The sequence below is a fragment of the Agrobacterium sp. 5Ca39 genome, assembly GCF_055382365.1.
The window spans coordinates 778,845-797,095 of the sequence record NZ_AP026436.1 but is presented as its reverse complement, the minus strand read 5'-3'; the positions used below and the strand labels follow the sequence as shown (position 1 = coordinate 797,095).

Genomic DNA, 18,251 nt, shown 5'->3' with positions numbered 1-18,251 from the left:
ACATGCGCCCGGCAAAGGGAAAGTAAGACGGATAATTTTCACGAGTGGCCATTTGCAATGATTGAAACGACTGCCGCCCTCGCCGAGGCCTGCACGGAACTGGCGAAATCGGAATTCATCACCATCGACACCGAATTTTTGCGGGAGACCACCTTCTGGCCGGAACTCTGCCTCGTGCAGATGGCAAGCCCGACTCTCGAGGTACTGGTCGATCCGCTGGCGAAGGGCCTCGATCTTACGCCGCTTTTCGAGTTGATGGCCAATCCCGACGTCGTGAAGGTTTTCCACGCGGCGCGACAGGACATCGAAATCATCTACCATCTCGGCGGGCTTATTCCGCATCCGATCTTCGACACGCAGGTCGCCGCCATGGTCTGCGGTTTCGGCGATTCGATCTCCTACGACCAGCTGGTGCAGAAGATCAAAAACGTGCAGATCGACAAATCCTCCCGTTTCACCGACTGGAGCCGCCGCCCGCTGACCGAAAAGCAGCTGGATTACGCGCTGGCCGACGTGACCCATCTGCGGGATGTCTATCTCTCGCTGAAAGCCCAGCTCGAGCGTGAAGGCCGCTCGCTGTGGCTGACCGAAGAGATGGATATTCTCGAGTCTCGCGACACGTATGACATGCATCCCGACGATGCCTGGCTGCGGCTGAAATCGCGCCTGCGCAAGCCGACCGAACTTGCCATCCTGAAATTCGTCGCCGCCTGGCGGGAGCGTGAGGCGCGGTCGCGCAACGTGCCCCGTTCGCGCGTGCTGAAGGACGATGCGATCTTCGAAATCGCCCAGCAGCAGCCGAAGGATGCCGAGGCGCTGTCGCGGCTTCGCACCATTCCCAAGGGCTGGGAACGCTCCGCCTCAGGCACCGCCATCGTCGAGACGGTGAATGCGGCGCTGGCGCTGCCGAAAGAAGAAATGCCGAAGGCACCGCGTCACAGCCACGCGCCGGAAGGTTCGGGCGCTGCCGTGGAACTGTTGAAGGTTCTGCTGAAGCTGACAGCTGACAAGCACGGCGTCGCCGCCAAGGTCATCGCCAATAGCGACGATCTGGACAAGATCGCCGCCGAGGGCGAAAAGGCAACGGTGGCAGCACTGACCGGTTGGCGGCGGGAGCTTTTCGGCAATGTGGCGCTGAAGCTCATCAATGGTGAGGTCGCCCTGCGTTTTGCCGGCAAGAAGGTCGAGGCTGTAGAGGTTGCGGCGAACGAGTCGTAACGCTCGCTCTTCCGCGACCTTCTCATACCGCGTGTCGCCTCATTCGCTAGCGCTGCATCTGAATGGCGCTGGCTGAACACCCGAATCGCCCGACAGCGCGTCGGGCGACAAAATCGGTGAAGCCATCGAATACACAATATAAACTTAGGCGGGGTGCGGGCCCCGTCCGTTGCGGCAACCGGGCAACAGGCTTTCCGATCCTTTATGCAACCTTACCGATTGCTCACTTTTTCCAGCGCTTTTTCCACATTAATGTCGCATATGACCTGAACAGAAGCTTTGCCCGCAAGGAGCGACGGGCCTGCCCTTCCCGAGATCAAGAATCGACATGAGAAAATTGCTGCCCATTCTGGATTACGTGGTGCTCTTCGTTGCCGTGGCCGGCAGCGGCGTGGCCTACGCCTTCCTGGAATATGGCGGTGGCGCGCTCATCGGCGCGACCTATGCGCTGTTTGCCTGCGCGCCAATCCTCGCCTTCGAGCGCGGTTACATCATGCCCGGCCTGTCGCGGCAGGTCAGCGCCCTGCCGACACCGGTTTACATTGCCGTCGGTCTTGTCATCTATGCTGTTCTCGTCTTCTGCGGGTTCGGGCTGGGCGGCACGATCCTGTGGCTGAGTGGCATCTTTCCCGGCACCTGGAAACGCGCCGTTCATGCCGAAGTACAGACGCTGGTCTTCACGCTCATCGTCTGCGGCATCATCGTCTTCATCATGCGCGTGCGTGAACTTCTTGGCCGCGATATCTTCATCGACCTCATTCTCGGGCGTTATCGCAGACCGGTGAGCGAAGACCGTGTCTTCATCTTCATCGACCTTGTCGGCTCCACCTCCTTCGCAGAAACCCATGGCGACCTGAAGGCACAGGAGTTTCTCGGCGAAATCTTCGCGAGCTATGCCGCACCGGTCAGGAAACACGGCGGCGTCATCGACGATTACATCGGCGACGCCGCGATCATCACCTGGCCATACCATAGGGCGATACGGCGCGCCGCCTGCGTGCGCTGCGTTTTCGATATTCAGGCGACCATCGAGGAAAAGCGCGACATGTGGCTTTCCCGCTTTGGTGAAGTGCCGCGCCTGCGCTTCGCCATTCATGGCGGACCTGTCATCACTGCGGAAATCGGCGTTGACCATCACAAGATCACCTATTTCGGCGATACGGTGAACACGACCTCCAGACTCGAATCGCTGAGCAAGATGCTTGGCCACCCCGTGCTGATTTCCGCCGACCTCGCCCATCAGCTGGTGCTGCCCAAGGGCGTGCGCAGCGAATATCTCGGCGAGCACGCGGTCAAGGGCCGTGGTCAGACGCTCGGTGTCTGCACGCTCAGCCAGTATCAGGCCCCCGCCGCTTAGGGCGAAGCAACGTCGCCGTCACCTTTGCCAGCGGCCGCCGTCATCAAAATTCATCAAAGCTTCAAACGGCAATCACCTCTCTGTCATGTGCTGCCCCTATCGCGTCAATCCTGTCTTCAACAGGTACTGAGAGGGGTCTCAACATGAAGCACGTTCTTTTCGCCTCTTGCGCGGTTCTCGCGCTCGCTTCCGCATCGCAGGCAGCGGAAAAGGAGTTTCCGGCAAAGCTGGTTTCACATGCCATTCTGCCGGCCAACACCATCATCGCCGCGCCTGCCGATGCGCCGGCACATCTCAAGACCTCCGCCAAGTTCACCACAGCCGACCGCAAGCGCGCCGAAGGCCTCGGCACCGTGCCCGGCAAGGACGGCGCGCGCCTGACCGGCCTTTCCATGCCGTTCAACGGCCAGCCCATGCAGGGCTTTTCCGGCATCAAGGCCATGCCGGACGGCAGCTTCTGGAGCCTTTCCGACAACGGTTTCGGCTCCAAGCTCAATTCGAGCGACGCCATGCTGATGCTTCACCATCTGAAGTTCGACTGGGAAGCCGGCAAGGTCAATGCGCTTGAAACCGTGTTTCTCTCCGACCCTGACATGAAATCGCCCTTCCCCATCGTTCTGGAAGGCACGGAAAAGCGCTACCTGACGGGCGCCGATTTCGATGTCGAATCCATTCAGCCTGTTGCCGACGGTTTCTGGGTGGGTGAGGAATTCGGTCCTTACATCCTGAAATTCACCCGCGACGGCAAGCTGACCGATGTGATCTCCACCAAGGCCGGCGATATCGAGGTGAAGTCTCCCGACCATCCGGCTCTCACACTGCCTGGCAACCCGACTCAGAAAATGCCCGCTTTCAACCTGAAACGCTCCGGCGGTTATGAAGGCATGGCGCTCTCCAAGGACGGCTCAAAGCTCTACGGCCTTCTCGAAGGACCGCTCTATATGGCGGACGGGCAGGTAGAAAAGACCGAAGACGGCGCGACCGCGCTGCGCATCATCGAACTGGACACCGCCAGGAAAGAGTGGACCGGTCGCAGCTGGCTTTATCCGCTGGCGGAAGGCGGCGAGGCGATCGGTGACTTCAACATGCTGGACGAGACCACTGCCCTCGTCATCGAACGCGACAACGGCGCCGGCACGGCCGACAAGGCCTGCGCCGACCCGAAGGCTCCCACTGCGGACTGCTTCGCCCGCCCAGCCAAGGTCAAGCGCATCTACAAGATCGAATTCAACGACGCCAATGTCGGCAAGGCCGCCCGCAAGATCGGCTACATCGACCTGATGAAGATCTCCGACCCTGATAACAAGAAGCGCCAGGGCGGCGGCAATGGTTTCTACGACATGCCTTTCGTCACCATCGAGAATGTCGACCGCGTCGATGCCACGCATATCATCGTCGGCAATGACAACAACCTGCCTTTCTCTGCCGGGCGGGCGCTGGACAAGGCTGATGACAACGAATTCGTTCTGCTTGAGGTCAAGGACCTGCTCGAGGCGAAGTGAGGCCACGGCTGCCGTCATTTAAATTGACGGTCACCAATGATCCGGACGGAGCGCTGGCAGATACGAACGTCTGCGCGGCGCTCCTTTCCGATTTTCCTGCCGCGACAGAAACATGCTTGCGGAAAAGAAGACGTTTCATGCAGGACCATGCCGAAAGACTGTACTACGCCCTGAAGAGAAGCTGGTCGGGCGAGACCAGCGGCCTCTGGTCGCGCGAAAATCCAGCCAGGGGGCAAGGAAGCGTCACTGCCCTGGTGGTTCAGGACATTTTCGGCGGCGAAATTGCGAAAACCGCTGTCAGCGGCGCGCAACACTTCTACAATATCATTGAAGGCGTCCGCTGGGATTTCACCTTCACCCAATTCGATCTGCCGGTGGGTTATCAGGATCATCCCGCCAATCGGACCGAAGTCATGGCGACGATAACGCCGCTGCAATATGCCTATCTCAGCGCCTGCATTCGAAAGGCACTCGGCCACGGCTGAACGGCTTGCAAAAAGAACAGCCCATTGCTGTTCGATCCGCACGGCATGGAGGTCAACCAGCGCGCTACACTTCAAGACCAAGATTTATGTTTCCCGCAAAGCGGACACAATCCACGCGATAATATTGCTTGGCGAAATGGCTGTACCGACAGGAGAGACATTTAATGAGCGAGAGTTGTCCGGTTCTGACACCGGCAGAACGGCAGGTTCAGGATATATTGGAACGCAAGGAAGCGGCGATGATGGCGAGTGTTCATGCAGCGGTTGAGCGCGCCAGCAAAGAAGTCGCCGAAGCATTCGAGGCGACCGGGTCAGACGTGCAGCCACCACCCCGGGATTATTTTGCCGCAGTTGCGCATCAACAGCTCTTTTTGTTGTTGTGCGGGGCCGATCCGCAGACCCTCGAGGGCGGCGACCCAGAAATCGCCGGTCATATCATTCGGAATGCTCAAAACATAACGGAGCACTACTGGAAACGATAATGCGCCCGAATGTCGCCGGCAGGTGACGCCGATCTGTAAGGAGAGAATGTCACACGAAGCAAGAGACGTAATCTGAACTTGACAGGGTATGCTGGTCACGGATGGACGGCTCCGCCGTCTCGCGTCATAGGGCCTTCATCATGCCCGGTTAAGCAGGCGCAAAATCGGGAGACTGCAATGGATTCGGCCGCACAGATCAAGCGCCCTAAGCTCGCAGAGACCGTCATTCATGCAACAGCCAGCGTAAGAGACTCGAGCATCGGCAGATGCTGCGAGATTTTGGCCGATACCTCGCTGCATAATGTTGAGCTCGGAGACTACTCTTATCTTGGTCCCCGCTGCATGGTGGGGGATGCGATCATCGGGAAATTCTGCGCCATCGCCGCGGAGGTCAGGATAGGCGCTCCCAACCATCCGATGGACCGGCCATCCATGCACCGTTTCAGCTACTGCCCGGAATATTACTCTGCCGATGCGGTGCGCGACGATGCCTTTTTCGCGCAGCGGAAGCAGGATCGCGCCGTCATCGGTCACGATGTCTGGATCGGGCACGGGGTCATCGTACTGCCGGGCGTCAAGGTGGGACACGGCGCGGTGCTGGCCGCCGGCGCCGTGGTGACCAGGGACGTGCCGCCCTATACCATCGTCGGCGGCGTACCCGCAAAAATCATTCGCGAGCGCTTTTCACGATCGATTGCGCAGAAGCTTACCGCTATTGCCTGGTGGGACTGGCCCTTCGAGACGATCATGGCGCGGCTTGGCGACTTTCAGTCAAACGATATCGAAGCGTTCTGCGAGCGCTGGTCCTAGCACGGGGCCAATGTCGTTTCTGTCGTAAACAGAAACTCCGCCGCTCCTTATTCGAACACGAAGGCCAGCCGCTTGCCCGTCAGCTTCGCCAGTTGCTGCAAACGTCCGTCCAGCCGCTCTCCGGCAAAATCGCAATAATCATGCGGCACCACAAATTCCAGATCGAGATCCGGATTATCTGTCTTGCGGAATTTCAGGTGATCCACGACACCCGGCATGGAGGCTGAAAAAAGATATACGACGCGCAGCAGGCCGCCCAGCAGTTTGGCGAGTTCCTGCAGACGCTCCCCCGCCATGGCGGCAAGCGGCTCGGTGGTGCCGTTGTCGTTCAGGCCTTCAAAGCGGTAATAATTGGCAAGTGCAATATAGGCGCGCCCGGGATGGGTGATCGCCACGAAGGACGAGTGGGCGATGATATTGAGCGCCTGCAGACCGCGGTAATCGGGATGCGCGCGCCAGCTGATGTCGGCCAGCAGGCAGGCGGCCTGCCGATAGCGGCTTTCCTCTTCCGTCTCGTCGATGCCGAAAACCGGGAAGGTGCGACCGCTCCAGTCCGCCAGTTCTCGCGCATGCTCCGGAGAACGGGCGCGCAAAATGGCAAGTTCGTCGGCGGCAACCAGCAGCGGATCGGATTCGCGCTCCGCCTCCGTCAGCAGCGAATAAAGGTAACCCTCGCGTACGCCCTGTGCGGAAAAAGCGATCCTGGCCGGCTTCATCATCTTCAGAACTTCGCGCATGGCGATGGCACCGAATGGCAGGAGCGAGCGGCGGTTCTTGGAGACCGCCTGCCAGGCGGGATCCTTGCTATCCCGGGAGACGATGACCTCCTCGAGGAAATTCAGCATTTCCTCCAGCGGCAATTCATAACCCTGCATCATGTGCAGGGGATAACCGGATATCTCCATATGCAGCTTGGCGATATTTCGCCAGGTGCCGCCGACGGCGTAAAAGGTGCGCCCCTCACCCGCCGCCAGAAGTTTGGCGAAGGATTTGACGTGTTTTCTGGCAATGGTCGCCGCTTTTTCCAGCGAGCCGTCCGATTGCTCCGAAAGCCGCAGACCGCCAAGCGGCAGGGTGATGCCTTCGCCGCAGCTCTTGCCCTTGATGTCGATCAGCTCCAGCGAGCCGCCCCCGAGGTCGCCGGCGATGCCATCAGGATCATGGAAACCGCTGATCACGCCATAGGCTGAATAAAGCGCTTCCTTCTCACCCGACAGAACCTCGATCTCGCAGCCGAGGATGGTTTCGGCCTCACGAATGAAATCGGGACCATTTTCCGCTTCTCGGGCCGCGGCCGTGGCCAGCACATAAAGCTGCTGCGCCTGCGCCTGCTCGGAGAGGGCGTGAAAACGCCTGAGCGCCAGGAGCGCGCGGCTCACACCTTCCTCATGCATGCGCCCCGTCAGCGCCAAACCTTTGCCGAGCCCGCAAAGCACCTTTTCGTTGAACAGCACCGCAGGCGCGCGGGAAAGACCTTCATATACGACAAGACGAACGGAGTTCGAGCCAATATCTATGACGGAAACGGGGGCAAGGCCGGTCAGCCGCCCCTGTGCTTCTGATCGAGTCATTCAGCCTGTTTCTTGCGGGACGAAATCAACCCGGCAATCAATTTGGGCGCACTGGATTTCAGGGCTTCACCACGTCCGGAAAGGCTGGGATTGGTCATGAAATAGTGCTGCGCGTTGAACGGTTCTTCGCCTTTACGCACCTCGATGCGCCTCGACGTTCCGTCCGCAAGTATCTCGTAGCTCTGCTGGTTGTCAATGAGATTGCCCAGCATAATCTGTGAAAGAACCTGCTCATGCACGGTGGGATTGGTCAGCGGCACCAGCGTTTCCACGCGGCGGTCAAGATTGCGCGGCATCATGTCGGCGGAGCCGATATAGACCAGCGCCTTGTCCGACGGCAGGCCGAAACCATTGCCGAAGCAGAAGATGCGGCTGTGCTCCAGGAAGCGGCCGACGATGGATTTGACGCGGATATTGTCCGACAGGCCGGGCACCTGCGGGCGCAGGCAGCAGATGCCGCGCACGACGAGGTCCACCTCAACACCCGCGGCGCTGGCACGGTAGAGCGCATCGATGATCTCTGGATCGACAAGCGAATTCATCTTCATCCAGATCGCCGCCGGCGCGCCGCGCTTGGCGTGCTCGATTTCCTCGTGAATATGCTTGAGGATGCGCGCGCGTAGCGTATAGGGCGAGACGGCCAGCTTCATGCCCTCCTCCGGTTCGCCGTAACCCGTGATGAAGTTGAAGATATTCGCCATGTCGTGGGCGATCTTCGGGTTGCAGGTGAAGAAGGACAGGTCGGTATAGATCTTGGCCGTGATCGGGTGATAGTTGCCCGTGCCAAGGTGGCAATAGGTCCGGAGCTTGCCATCCTCGCGGCGCACCACCATCGACATCTTGGCGTGGGTCTTGAGTTCTATGAAGCCGAACACGACCTGCACGCCGGCGCGCTCCAGATCGCGCGCCCAGCGGATGTTTGCTTCCTCGTCGAAACGCGCTTTGAGCTCGACCAGCGCGGTGACGGATTTACCTGCTTCCGCGGCATCGATCAGCGCGCGAACGATCGGGCTGTCGTTGGAGGTGCGGTAAAGCGTCTGCTTGATGGCAAGTACTTCGGGATCGCGCGCAGCCTGCAGGAGGAACTGCACCACCACGTCGAAGCTTTCATAGGGATGGTGAACCACCATGTCCTTTTCGCGGATAGCAGCGAGGCAATCGCCGGCATGTTCACGAACGCGCTCCGGGAAACGGGCATTGTAGGGCTCGAATTTCAGGTCGTCGCGCGGGGCACGCACGATTTCCGAGATCGTGTTGAGCGCGAGAAGACCGGGCAGAACCGCGACGCGATTATCCGGCACACCGAGTTCGTGCACCACGAACTGCCTCAGCGACTGCGGCATTTCACTGTCGGTCTCGATGCGGATGACGGAACCGCGGCGGCGGCGTTTCAGCGCGCTTTCAAAGAAGCGCACCAGATCTTCGGCCTCTTCCTCCACCTCGATATCGCTATCGCGGATGATGCGGAACGTGCCGGAACCGCGAACGGTATAGCCGGGATAGAGCCGGTGAATGAACAGACCGACCACATCCTCGAGCGTGATGTAGCGGATGGCGTTCTTCTCATCCGGCAGCCGCACGAAGCGGTCGAGCGCCGGCGGCAGGCGCAAAAGCGCCGTCATCGGCTCGCGGCCGTTGACGCTGTCCAATTGCAGGCCCATGGAAAAGCCGAGATTGGGAATGAAGGGGAACGGGTGCGCCGGATCGATGGAGAGCGGCGTCAGCACCGGGAACATGCGTTCCTCAAACTCGGTCTCCAGCCAGTTGCGATCCTCATCCGAAAGCGCAGCCGGGCGTACGATGTAGATTTCTTCCTTGGCAAGATATTGCTGCAGAACGGCAAGCGAGGCCTGCTGCTCCATCTGCAGGTTGTCGATTTCCTTCAGAATATCTTCGAGCTGTTCTGCCGGGGTCTTGCCGTCCGGGGTCCTGACGGTGATCTTCTGGCGCACCTGGCCTTCGAGGCCGGCGACGCGAACCATGAAGAACTCATCGAGATTGGCCGCCGAGATAGACAGGAAACGCAGCCGCTCCAGCAGCGGGTGATCGGTGTTCAGCGTTTCCTCAAGGACACGGCGGTTGAACTGGAGCCAGGAGAATTCACGGTTGATGAAACGCGCGGGGCTATCCCAGAGGTTCTCGCCCTCGGTCTGCGGCTGAACCTTGTTGAAATCTTCCTGCGCGACAGCGTCCATGCCCTGTTCCATCCCCTGACCAATTTCCAATCCGTGATCCTGCTGCATCCCGCGATCGTCCTTCTTGCCCGTATAACAGTTTGACGACGGAACTGTGACAGTCAATCGTCGTCCGGTCCGTTATGTCTCTCGGCATTGTCCATCGCGTTGAGGACTTCCGCGACCAGTGGGCGGGTGATCCTCGTTCCGCGCGAAAGCGCCAGCCTGTCGATCCGCTCTACGATCGTCTGCGCCGTATCGAGCGAACGTTCCATTCTGTTGACGATGTAGCCTATGAGTTTGTCATCCATGTAAAGCTGCCGGTCAGCGAAGAGCTTCACCAGCACCTGCGCCAGCAACGCCTCGTCCGGTTCACCCGTTTCCACCACCGTCACGGCCTTGAGGCGCGAGCGCAGATCCGGCAGCGTGACCGGCCAAGCCGACGGCCATTGCCGGCTGGTCATCAGAAGCGTCGTGCCATTCTGGCGTACGCTGTTGATGACATGGAAGAGTTCGGTATCGTCAAAATCACGCCGATCGGCATCCTCGAATAGCACCGCCCCCCTTTCGGCCGCGCGCGCGGCATCCGCGCCCGCTTGCGGATGAATCTCGCGGGCCTCGCTGATATTTTTCCAGATATTGGCAAGGTGCGATTTTCCGGAACCGGGCGGCCCTGCCAGCACGACCACCGGCGAGGGCCAGTGCGGCCATGCGTCAACGAGGCTGACGGCGGCCTCCAGCGAAGCCGACACGAGGAGATCGTCCCGGCCGGAGGCGGACGGATGCGAAAATGCGAGCGGCAGCTGCTCGGCCTTCGACCGGGCGTTGTCGGTTTTGATTGGGTCAGTCATTGTCAGCTCTGAGAGTCAACCTTGCCGGAGGACGTTTCCCTTTCTTCCAGGGTGAGGTTGGCTTCCCAGGGAAGGTTGGCGGCGTGCCCGTGGTAAAGATCGCTTTCAAGATACCGCGACAAGGCGAAGCGGACAAGCACGCCGACCGCCGCCGCAGCCGGCACCGCGACGAGAAGCCCGACGAAGCCGAAAAGCGCGCCGAAAGCGAAGAGGGCAAACATCAGCCAGACAGGATGCAGGCCGACGCTGCTGCCGACAAGTTTCGGCTGCAGGATGTTGCCTTCGATGAACTGGCCGGAAAAGAACACGACGAGGGTCAGCACGACATAGAGATAATCCGGCCAGAACTGCACGATGGCGACGCCAACCGCCAGGATCAGGCCGACCATGGAGCCGATATAGGGAATGAAGCTGATGAGGCCCGAAAAAAGGCCGATCAAAAGGCCGAAATTAAGCCCGACCAGCGACAGGCCGACGGCGTAATAAACCCCGAGAATGAGGCAGAGCGAGCCCTGCCCACGCACGAAACCGGCAATGGTCTTGTCCATGTCGCGGGCGATCTGGCGCACCGTGTGCACGTAATCGCGCGGTATCCAGCTGTCGACCTTGTCGATCATCCGGTCCCAGTCAAGCAACAGGTAAAAGGCGACGACGGGGGTGACCACCAGGAGCGACACGACATCGACCAGCGATTTGCCGGAATTCCATATCTGCGTCAGCAATGTGCCGATGAAACCCGCACCTTCGGTGAGGAGTTTCGAGAAGTTCTCCTTTACCGCGTCGATCTGGCTGCTCACCCAGTCCGGCAGGAGATTGGTATCGGCGCCGGCGATCAGCTGCTGCAGCGACGAGATATATTGCGGTATGCGCGTGATGAATTCCGAGGCCTGGGCGGCGATGAGCGGAATGATGATGATGAGCGACAGCGCGAAGACCAGCACGAAGGAGATGAGAATGACGACTGTGGCCATCAGCCGGCTGAGGCCGCGCCTCTCCAGCCAATCGGCCACCGGATCGAGAAAATAGGCTAGCGCCATGCCAGCCACGAAAGGCAGGAGAATGGAGCTGAAGACCATCAGGAAGAGGATAAAGACGGCAAGCACGCCGATCCAGAAAAACACCTGCCGGCGCAGGCTGGTACCGCTTACATGGGGTTGCATCCGTTCATCCTTCTGTCACCGCATCGTCATCCCGCATCATGGAGATAGGATGGGCGTGGGCACATGGTCAAGGCTGCGTCGGCAAAGGGATAAGGGGGGCTGAAAAAGCCGACAACGCAGAATATCCGGTCCCACCTTCGCCGCATTGCGGCAAATGCTGCCGAGAGCGGCCATCGCGAAACGTCAAAGCCGTTAAAAACCGGAGGTTTTGCCACGCAAACCCTTGCATCAGGCCCCGTCCCGTGCGAATGGCGACGCCAAAGGAACCAGCGGAGACGAGAGCCATGAGCCAGTCGGGCAAGAACGGTCTTACCTATAGTGACGCAGGGGTGGATATCGACGCCGGCAATCTGATGGTCGAGAAGATCAAACCGGCGGTGCGTTCCACGCGACGTCCCGGCGCGGACGGCGAAATCGGCGGCTTCGGCGGCCTGTTCGATCTGAAAGCCGCTGGCTTCACCGACCCGGTTCTGGTGGCCGCCAATGACGGCGTCGGCACCAAGCTGAAGATCGCCATCGACGCAAACTATCACGACACCGTCGGTATCGATCTCGTCGCCATGTGCGTCAACGATCTCGTGGTTCAAGGTGCAGAACCGCTGTTCTTCCTCGATTATTTTGCCACCGGCAAGCTCGATCCCGACCAGGGCGCTGCGATCGTTTCCGGCATCGCCGCCGGCTGCCGCGAATCCGGTTGCGCGCTGATCGGCGGCGAAACCGCTGAAATGCCGGGAATGTACTCAGATGGTGATTACGACCTCGCGGGCTTTGCCGTGGGCGCGGCCGAACGCGGCCAGCTTCTGCCCGCCGGCGACATTTCCGAGGGCGACGTCATTCTTGGCCTGTCCTCATCCGGCGTCCACTCCAACGGCTTCTCGCTGGTGCGCAAGATCGTATCGATCTCCGGGCTCGACTGGGATGCACCTGCTCCCTTCGCCGATGGCAAGAAGCTGGGCGAAGCGCTGCTGACTCCAACCCGCATCTATGTGAAGCCGCTCCTGAAGGCGATCCGCGAGACCGGTGCGCTGAAGGCACTGGCGCATATTACCGGCGGCGGTTTCCCGGAGAATATTCCGCGCGTTCTGCCCAAACATCTCGCCGCCGAGATCGATCTCGAAGCGATAGAGGTTCCCGCCGTATTCTCCTGGCTCGCGAAAACCGGTGGTGTCGAAGCAAAGGAAATGCTGCGCACCTTCAATTGCGGCGTCGGCATGATCGTCGTGGTTTCGGCTGAAAATGCCGAAAAGGTCACCGAAGTTCTGACGGCCCAAGGCGAGACCGTCTTCCCGCTCGGCCGCATGGTCGCCCGTGAAGAAGGCGCGCATGGCACGATCTACAAGGGCGCCCTCGCCCTATGATGCCCGCCGCCCTGTCGTCCGGCCGCAAACGTGTCGTCGTTTTCATCTCCGGCAGCGGCTCCAACATGGTGTCGCTGGTAAAGGCCTGCCAGACGGCGGATTTTCCGGCGGAAATCGCCTGCGTGATCTCGGACAAGGCAACTGCCGGCGGGCTGGAAAAGGCACGGGGTTTCGGCATTCCGACCCTCGTCTTCGAACGCAGGACCTATGCGAGCAAGACGGAACATGAGGGCGCCATTCTGGCCGCTCTTGGGGAGATTGCGCCTGACATCATCTGTCTCGCCGGCTATATGCGGCTGATCTCGGGGGATTTCATTGCCCCCTATGAAGGCCGCATCATCAATATCCACCCTTCCCTGCTGCCGCTTTTCCCCGGTTTGCATACGCATGAGCGTGCCATCGACAGCGGCATGAAGATTTCCGGCTGCACGGTCCATTTCGTCACCGAAGGCATGGATGAGGGCCCGACGATTGCGCAGGGGGCTGTGCCGGTTCTTTCCGACGACACGGCCGATACCCTGGCTGCGCGGATCCTCACCGTCGAGCACCAGCTCTATCCACTGGCGCTGAAATTACTCGCCGAAGGCAAGGTACGGATGGAAGGCGGAAAAGCCGTTTTCGACAAGAGCGAAAGTAAAACCGAGTATTCCATCCTTGTTTCTGCCTCGTGATGTAGTTATTCCTAAAGTACATAGATAAATCAGAATTGGTATCTTCGGTGAAATAAACCGATCATTTACCATAATCGTCTTTAATGACCGCAACGGCCTCTACTTCAGGCCCTCCGGACGTTCAGGAGCGATTATGCGATTTTCGAGATTTCCCCTGCCGCTTTCTGCGGCTTTACTGATGGGTACCTGCCTGCCACTCGCCGCCGAACAAAACGGCATTACGGCTTCACTGGATGCCGGCGTTCTCAATCTCCGGGCGACGGAAACTGTTCATCTCGGTGGCCGCAAGGTGAGCGAACTGGAATGGGAAACGAAAAACGCCGTGGCGTTGCGCGGCTCGCTCGGCCTTGAACTAGCGCCCGGCTGGCGCGTCAAGGCGGAAGGCCGCATCGGTTTTGAAGGCGATGGCTACATGACCGACTACGACTGGGTATGGCCCTTTTCGAAAGACAGCTCCAAGGAGAATTGGAGCGATCGCTCCCAGCATGATGACACACGGCTCGACCATTATTTTTCGGGAGGCCTCGAACTCAATCGCACATTGCTGGAGGATCCGCAGCAATATCTCAGCGCGGGCGTCGGTTTTCGCTACACCGATGTGCAATGGTCGGCCTATGGCGGCAACGCCGTTTACAGTGTTTTCTCCCGCCGCGATTTCTCAGGCAAATTCAAGGATGGCCTCAAGGGAATCACCTATCGCCAACAGATACCGGTTTTCTACGGCAACCTGACGGGCGGCCAGAGATTCGGCAACTGGTCGCTCAATCTCGGTCTCGAAGGTGGCGCCATGGTCTACGCCAAGGCGACTGACGATCACTGGCTGCGCGACATGCGCTTCACTGACAAATTCGACGTTGCCGGCATGTTCGGGGTGAAGGCAGGCGTTGCCTATGACGTGACGGAAAACGCCTCGATCTACCTCGACGGCGCTTACGACTATACCAGCCTCGGGCGCGGGAACACGCATTATAGCGGCGCGGGCGCCGGAAGCCTGTCGTCGGAGAAGAACGCTGGTGGCGGCGACTTACAGTCGATTTTCGTGGGTGCCGGCGTCAGAGGGCGATTTTAGCGTTGATGGCCGTATCCGTGGGTTAGTTCACTGGATATGCTCAAGCCGCCCCGCCTTTAAAGCCGGTCGCGATTAAGCATCGCCCATTGCAGCAGAATGATCGTCTTCGAATCCGTAATTTCACCCGAGGCGATCATTCCGAAGGCTTCGTCGAGACCATAGGTCAGAACCTCGATATCCTCGCCTTCATCCTCCAGTCCGCCACCGCTGCCCGCTTGCACGTCGAGATCGATGCGGGCGACGAAGAGACTGACCTTTTCCGTCAGCGTGCCAGGGCTGGCATACATGTCGAAGAGGTATTCAACCTTTTCGACGGCATAACCGGATTCCTCCATCGCCTCACGGCGGATTGCATCAGCGGCATCGTCGCCATCGAGAAGCCCTGCCGGAACTTCGATCATGAAGTTCGGGTCGCCGTTGACGAAGGCGGCGGGGCGAAACTGGCGTACCATTACCACGCTGTCGCGTTTCGGGTCATAAAGGAGAATGGCGGCGGCGAGGCCGTGATCATGGACCTCCCTCACAATACGGATCGTCTTGCCGTCAGGCATGCGCTGGTCAAAAACGAGCTTCTGCAAATGCACGAAGCCCTTCCAGACGGTTTCCTTTTCCACCAGCCGGATCCGGTCAGTCGCGGCAGCGGGCGACTTTAAGAGCGACACGTTCATAAGAGTCTCCGAAAGATGATGAAATCTCAGGCTGTCAGGGAGGCGCGGTTCAACGCCGCCCATTGCAGCAGCATGATCGTCTTGCCATCGCATATCTCGCCCGTCTCGATCATCTTCATGGCGTCGTCCAGCGGGATTTCCACGACCTCGATATCCTCGTCCTCATGGGCCGCACCGCCGCCTTCTTCGACACGATCCGAAGATTCGACAATCGCGGCGAAGAAATGAATGATCTCGGTGACAGAACCGGGCGACATGAACGATTTGAAGAGGAACCGCACGTCCCTCACGACGTAGCCCGTTTCTTCCGTCACCTCGCGGCGAATGGCTTCGGCCGGGTTATCGCCGTCCAGCAGGCCAGCCGGGGCTTCAAGGAGCCAGCCGGGATGACCGTTCACATGGGCCGGCATGCGAAACTGCCGTACCAGAACAACCGTCTGGCGTCGTGGATCAAACAGCAGGATCGTCGCGCCGTTGCCACGGTCATAGGCTTCGCGCCTGATGACTTTCGTTTCGCCACGGGAATTGGTGTAATTGTAGGTTATGTTGCGGAGGTGATACCAGTTCTTTGAAAGCGTTTCGTCTTTCAGAATTTCAATTTTCACGTTGTCGAACTTCGTCATTCAAAATCTTCCGTCAGCTCTTGCGCAGCCAAACCTTGTTGTCGTGAAATGCCGCGCCGCCATAGGGAGCGACGGCGTCGGCACCGGTCAGCACGTTGATGCCCTCGCCGTCCAGATGCGCCTTGTTCGGCCATAGCCCTTCGGCAATGAGCACTCCCGGCCTAGCACCTTCCACGATTTTCGCGTGGAGCCGGACCTCGCCTCGCCCGTTGCCGATGCGGACGATGTCGCCATCAGAAATGCCGTTGATGGCGGCATCCTCAGGAAAGATCATCAGTTCCGGGCGCCCTTCCTTCTGCACGGAGGTTTTGGTTTCCGCGAAAGTGGAATTCAGGAAGTTGCGCGCCGGCGATGTCGCCAGTCGGAAGGGATGGTCAGCATCCGCAACCTCGATGACATCGACCTGATCCGGGAATTTCGGAAATTCCGACACCGGCCCCATCACGCCGATGTTCTTCGGCGGTTTGTTGGGAGACGGCCCTGTTGCCCAATCGGGGCTGAAACGGAACTTCCCGTCACCGTAACCGAAGCCTTCAAGATAATGCGCGACCTCGAACGGTGGCTGCGCATCGATCCATTTCTCTTCGGCGAGCGTATCGAAGTCGCCCCAGCCACTGACTTTCAGCATATGATCGACATGATCGCGCGCTGAAAGGCCAAAGCCCGGCATGTGGTCGATCCCGAGACGCTTTGCCAGCTCCTCGATGACGAAGAGGTTGGTACGCACCGTTTCGGGCGGCTCCACCAGTTTAGGACCAAGCAAGATGTGATTCTGGCCGCCGGCGCGGTAAATGTCGTCATGTTCGAGGAACATGGTGGCGGGCAGCACGATATCGGCAAGCTCGGCCGTTTCCGTCATGAATTGCTCATGCACGGCGACGAAGAGATCATCGCGCAGGAAGCCCTGCTTCACCAGCCTCTGTTCGGGAGCGACATTGACCGGATTGGTGTTCTGGATGAGCAGCGCCGTCACCGGGCCGCCGTGGCGCAGCGCTTCGGCGTCCCCCGTCAGCACGCGGCCGATCTGCGACTGGTCGAGCTGGCGCACGTCGGCGTCGGCATAGGCCGTGCCCATGAGCTCCGCCTTGTTGAGCCGGAAGATGTCGCCATTATTGTGGAACGCGCCGCCGCCCTCATATTGCCAGGAACCGAGCACCGTGGCGATCGAAAGCGCTGCATGCATGGCGACCGCGCCGTTGCGCTGTCGGGCAAAGCCATATCCGAGCCGGAAGAAGGTCTTTTTCGTGACACCAACCAGCCTCGCGAAATCCTCGATCTCGTCGACCGAAAGGCCCGTGATCTCTGATGCCCACTGCGGCGTCTTCGTCTTCAAATGCGCCTCGAGCCCGGCCGGGTCGTCGGCGAAGCGCGCCATGTAACCACGGTCGGCGTAACCGTCGCGGAAGGCGATGTGCATTACGGCGCATGCCAGCGCCGCATCCGTGCCGGGTCGGACGACGAGGCGCATATCCGCCTGTTTCATGGTCGGATTGTCATAGATGTCGACCACGACGATCTTCGCGCCGCGTTCCTTGCGGGCCTTGACCGCATGGGTCATGACATTGACCTGCGTGGCGACCGCATTGGTGCCCCAGATGACGACGACATCGGCCTTGCCGATCTCGCGCGGATCGGGGCCACGCAAGGCGCCCGTGCCCATCACATAGCCGGTCCAGGCCATGTTGGTGCAAATCGAGCCGAAGAAGCCCGAATATTTCTTGGCGTGGCGCAGCCGCTCGATGGAGTCGCGCTGCACCTGCCCCATGGTGCCCGCATAGAAATAGGGCCAGATGGCTTCCGCGCCGTGCCGGGCTTCTGCCTTCACAAAAGCTTCGGCGACCTCGTCCAGCGCCGCTTCCCAGGAAATTTCCTGCCAGTCGCCCGCCCCTTTTGCGCCCTTGCGGCGCTTCGGGGTCAGCAGACGACCGGGATGATAGATGCGCTCGGAATACCGCGCCACCTTGGCGCAGATCACGCCGGCGGTATAGGTGTTGGCATTGGCGCCGCGCACACGACCGATGCGGCCATCGGCATTGATATCGACCTCCAGCGCGCACGCGCTCGGACAGTCATGCGGGCAGACCGTGTGTCCGATACGGACTTCGGCCTTCAGGGCGGCTTTTTCAGCGGAAATCGGGGTCGCAACGTTCATGTCTTTTGTATATTGCATCAACGATGCGGCAAAAAGGCCGAAGTGACGTCCATCAAGAATATTCATCCTGACCATTCATCCGGATAAACGGCAAGCGAGA

At 59.7% G+C, this 18,251-nt stretch carries 16 protein-coding genes; 9 read left to right on the top strand and 7 right to left on the bottom strand.

What is annotated here, in order from left to right:
- The first annotated feature begins 57 nt into the window (after nt 1-57).
- The 6 genes from rnd to ACZ47E_RS03870 all read left to right on the top strand — a co-directional run bounded on the left by rnd (nt 58) and on the right by ACZ47E_RS03870 (nt 5,854).
- Entirely contained in the window at nt 58-1,218 is a 1,161-nt protein-coding gene (rnd, locus tag ACZ47E_RS03895; RefSeq protein ID WP_278067351.1) for a ribonuclease D, read from the top strand.
- Between the two features lie 328 nt (nt 1,219-1,546).
- Nucleotides 1,547-2,575 carry an adenylate/guanylate cyclase domain-containing protein gene (locus ACZ47E_RS03890; RefSeq protein ID WP_004441145.1) on the top strand — a complete coding sequence of 343 codons (1,029 nt, stop codon included), beginning with the start codon at nt 1,547-1,549 and terminating at the stop codon, nt 2,573-2,575.
- 143 nt (nt 2,576-2,718) lie between these two features.
- The gene (locus tag ACZ47E_RS03885) at nt 2,719-4,077 is read left to right on the top strand and encodes an esterase-like activity of phytase family protein (protein WP_035207701.1); all 1,359 of its coding nucleotides are present in this window, start codon (nt 2,719-2,721) and stop codon (nt 4,075-4,077) included.
- 137 nt (nt 4,078-4,214) lie between these two features.
- Nucleotides 4,215-4,562 (top strand): YunG family protein, encoded by a 348-nt coding sequence (locus ACZ47E_RS03880; protein WP_278067350.1) that lies wholly within the window; start codon nt 4,215-4,217, stop codon nt 4,560-4,562.
- 164 nt (nt 4,563-4,726) lie between these two features.
- Nucleotides 4,727-5,044: a hypothetical protein gene (locus ACZ47E_RS03875; protein ID WP_278067349.1), complete on the top strand. Its 318-nt coding sequence runs from the start codon at nt 4,727-4,729 to the stop codon at nt 5,042-5,044.
- Between the two features lie 177 nt (nt 5,045-5,221).
- A complete protein-coding gene (locus ACZ47E_RS03870) occupies nt 5,222-5,854 on the top strand; it encodes a DapH/DapD/GlmU-related protein (protein ID WP_006700189.1) in 633 nt (210 codons plus the stop codon).
- A gap of 47 nt (nt 5,855-5,901) precedes the next feature.
- Here ACZ47E_RS03870 and ppx read toward each other — a convergent pair whose 3' ends face one another.
- From ppx to ACZ47E_RS03850, 4 genes are all read right to left on the bottom strand, one after another.
- Nucleotides 5,902-7,425, bottom strand: coding sequence for an exopolyphosphatase (ppx, locus tag ACZ47E_RS03865; RefSeq protein ID WP_278067348.1), 1,524 nt, complete (start codon nt 7,423-7,425; stop codon nt 5,902-5,904).
- Nucleotides 7,422-9,620, bottom strand: a complete 2,199-nt coding sequence (locus tag ACZ47E_RS03860) for an RNA degradosome polyphosphate kinase (protein ID WP_045534282.1) — start codon at nt 9,618-9,620, stop codon at nt 7,422-7,424. The genes ppx and ACZ47E_RS03860 overlap by 4 nt, the downstream gene beginning before the upstream one ends.
- A gap of 101 nt (nt 9,621-9,721) precedes the next feature.
- Nucleotides 9,722-10,450 (bottom strand): DnaA regulatory inactivator HdaA, encoded by a 729-nt coding sequence (gene hdaA, locus ACZ47E_RS03855; protein WP_113382586.1) that lies wholly within the window; start codon nt 10,448-10,450, stop codon nt 9,722-9,724.
- Nucleotides 10,451-10,452: 2 nt separating this feature from the next.
- Nucleotides 10,453-11,610 carry an AI-2E family transporter gene (locus ACZ47E_RS03850; protein ID WP_004441130.1) on the bottom strand — a complete coding sequence of 386 codons (1,158 nt, stop codon included), beginning with the start codon at nt 11,608-11,610 and terminating at the stop codon, nt 10,453-10,455.
- Between the two features lie 284 nt (nt 11,611-11,894).
- On the opposite strand from ACZ47E_RS03850, the gene purM reads away from it, so the two are divergent.
- The 3 genes from purM to ACZ47E_RS03835 all read left to right on the top strand — a co-directional run bounded on the left by purM (nt 11,895) and on the right by ACZ47E_RS03835 (nt 14,708).
- A complete protein-coding gene (gene purM, locus ACZ47E_RS03845) occupies nt 11,895-12,968 on the top strand; it encodes a phosphoribosylformylglycinamidine cyclo-ligase (RefSeq protein WP_004441129.1) in 1,074 nt (357 codons plus the stop codon).
- Nucleotides 12,965-13,639 carry a phosphoribosylglycinamide formyltransferase gene (purN, locus tag ACZ47E_RS03840; RefSeq protein ID WP_112555071.1) on the top strand — a complete coding sequence of 225 codons (675 nt, stop codon included), beginning with the start codon at nt 12,965-12,967 and terminating at the stop codon, nt 13,637-13,639. Before purM ends, purN begins: the two co-directional genes overlap by 4 nt.
- Nucleotides 13,640-13,772: 133 nt before the next feature.
- Complete coding sequence (locus ACZ47E_RS03835) at nt 13,773-14,708, top strand: omptin family outer membrane protease (protein ID WP_037088978.1); 936 nt, start codon at nt 13,773-13,775, stop codon at nt 14,706-14,708.
- A gap of 56 nt (nt 14,709-14,764) precedes the next feature.
- Here ACZ47E_RS03835 and ACZ47E_RS03830 read toward each other — a convergent pair whose 3' ends face one another.
- From ACZ47E_RS03830 to ACZ47E_RS03820, 3 genes are read right to left on the bottom strand one after another with little or no spacing between them, the layout of a single operon-like run.
- Nucleotides 14,765-15,376 carry an NUDIX domain-containing protein gene (locus ACZ47E_RS03830; protein ID WP_035207694.1) on the bottom strand — a complete coding sequence of 204 codons (612 nt, stop codon included), beginning with the start codon at nt 15,374-15,376 and terminating at the stop codon, nt 14,765-14,767.
- A gap of 26 nt (nt 15,377-15,402) precedes the next feature.
- Nucleotides 15,403-15,999: an NUDIX domain-containing protein gene (locus ACZ47E_RS03825; protein ID WP_004441124.1), complete on the bottom strand. Its 597-nt coding sequence runs from the start codon at nt 15,997-15,999 to the stop codon at nt 15,403-15,405.
- A gap of 13 nt (nt 16,000-16,012) precedes the next feature.
- Nucleotides 16,013-18,217: a molybdopterin-containing oxidoreductase family protein gene (locus ACZ47E_RS03820; RefSeq protein ID WP_464016895.1), complete on the bottom strand. Its 2,205-nt coding sequence runs from the start codon at nt 18,215-18,217 to the stop codon at nt 16,013-16,015.
- Nucleotides 18,218-18,251: the final 34 nt, after the last annotated feature.

Coding starts and splice junctions, on each gene's coding strand:
- rnd (WP_278067351.1), top strand. CDS start 58: ATGATTGAAACGACTGCCGCCCTCGCCGAGGCCTGCACGGAACTGGCG.
- ACZ47E_RS03890 (WP_004441145.1), top strand. CDS start 1,547: ATGAGAAAATTGCTGCCCATTCTGGATTACGTGGTGCTCTTCGTTGCC.
- ACZ47E_RS03885 (WP_035207701.1), top strand. CDS start 2,719: ATGAAGCACGTTCTTTTCGCCTCTTGCGCGGTTCTCGCGCTCGCTTCC.
- ACZ47E_RS03880 (WP_278067350.1), top strand. CDS start 4,215: ATGCAGGACCATGCCGAAAGACTGTACTACGCCCTGAAGAGAAGCTGG.
- ACZ47E_RS03875 (WP_278067349.1), top strand. CDS start 4,727: ATGAGCGAGAGTTGTCCGGTTCTGACACCGGCAGAACGGCAGGTTCAG.
- ACZ47E_RS03870 (WP_006700189.1), top strand. CDS start 5,222: ATGGATTCGGCCGCACAGATCAAGCGCCCTAAGCTCGCAGAGACCGTC.
- ppx (WP_278067348.1), bottom strand. CDS start 7,425: ATGACTCGATCAGAAGCACAGGGGCGGCTGACCGGCCTTGCCCCCGTT.
- ACZ47E_RS03860 (WP_045534282.1), bottom strand. CDS start 9,620: ATGGACGCTGTCGCGCAGGAAGATTTCAACAAGGTTCAGCCGCAGACC.
- hdaA (WP_113382586.1), bottom strand. CDS start 10,450: ATGACTGACCCAATCAAAACCGACAACGCCCGGTCGAAGGCCGAGCAG.
- ACZ47E_RS03850 (WP_004441130.1), bottom strand. CDS start 11,610: ATGCAACCCCATGTAAGCGGTACCAGCCTGCGCCGGCAGGTGTTTTTC.
- purM (WP_004441129.1), top strand. CDS start 11,895: ATGAGCCAGTCGGGCAAGAACGGTCTTACCTATAGTGACGCAGGGGTG.
- purN (WP_112555071.1), top strand. CDS start 12,965: ATGATGCCCGCCGCCCTGTCGTCCGGCCGCAAACGTGTCGTCGTTTTC.
- ACZ47E_RS03835 (WP_037088978.1), top strand. CDS start 13,773: ATGCGATTTTCGAGATTTCCCCTGCCGCTTTCTGCGGCTTTACTGATG.
- ACZ47E_RS03830 (WP_035207694.1), bottom strand. CDS start 15,376: ATGAACGTGTCGCTCTTAAAGTCGCCCGCTGCCGCGACTGACCGGATC.
- ACZ47E_RS03825 (WP_004441124.1), bottom strand. CDS start 15,999: ATGACGAAGTTCGACAACGTGAAAATTGAAATTCTGAAAGACGAAACG.
- ACZ47E_RS03820 (WP_464016895.1), bottom strand. CDS start 18,217: ATGAATATTCTTGATGGACGTCACTTCGGCCTTTTTGCCGCATCGTTG.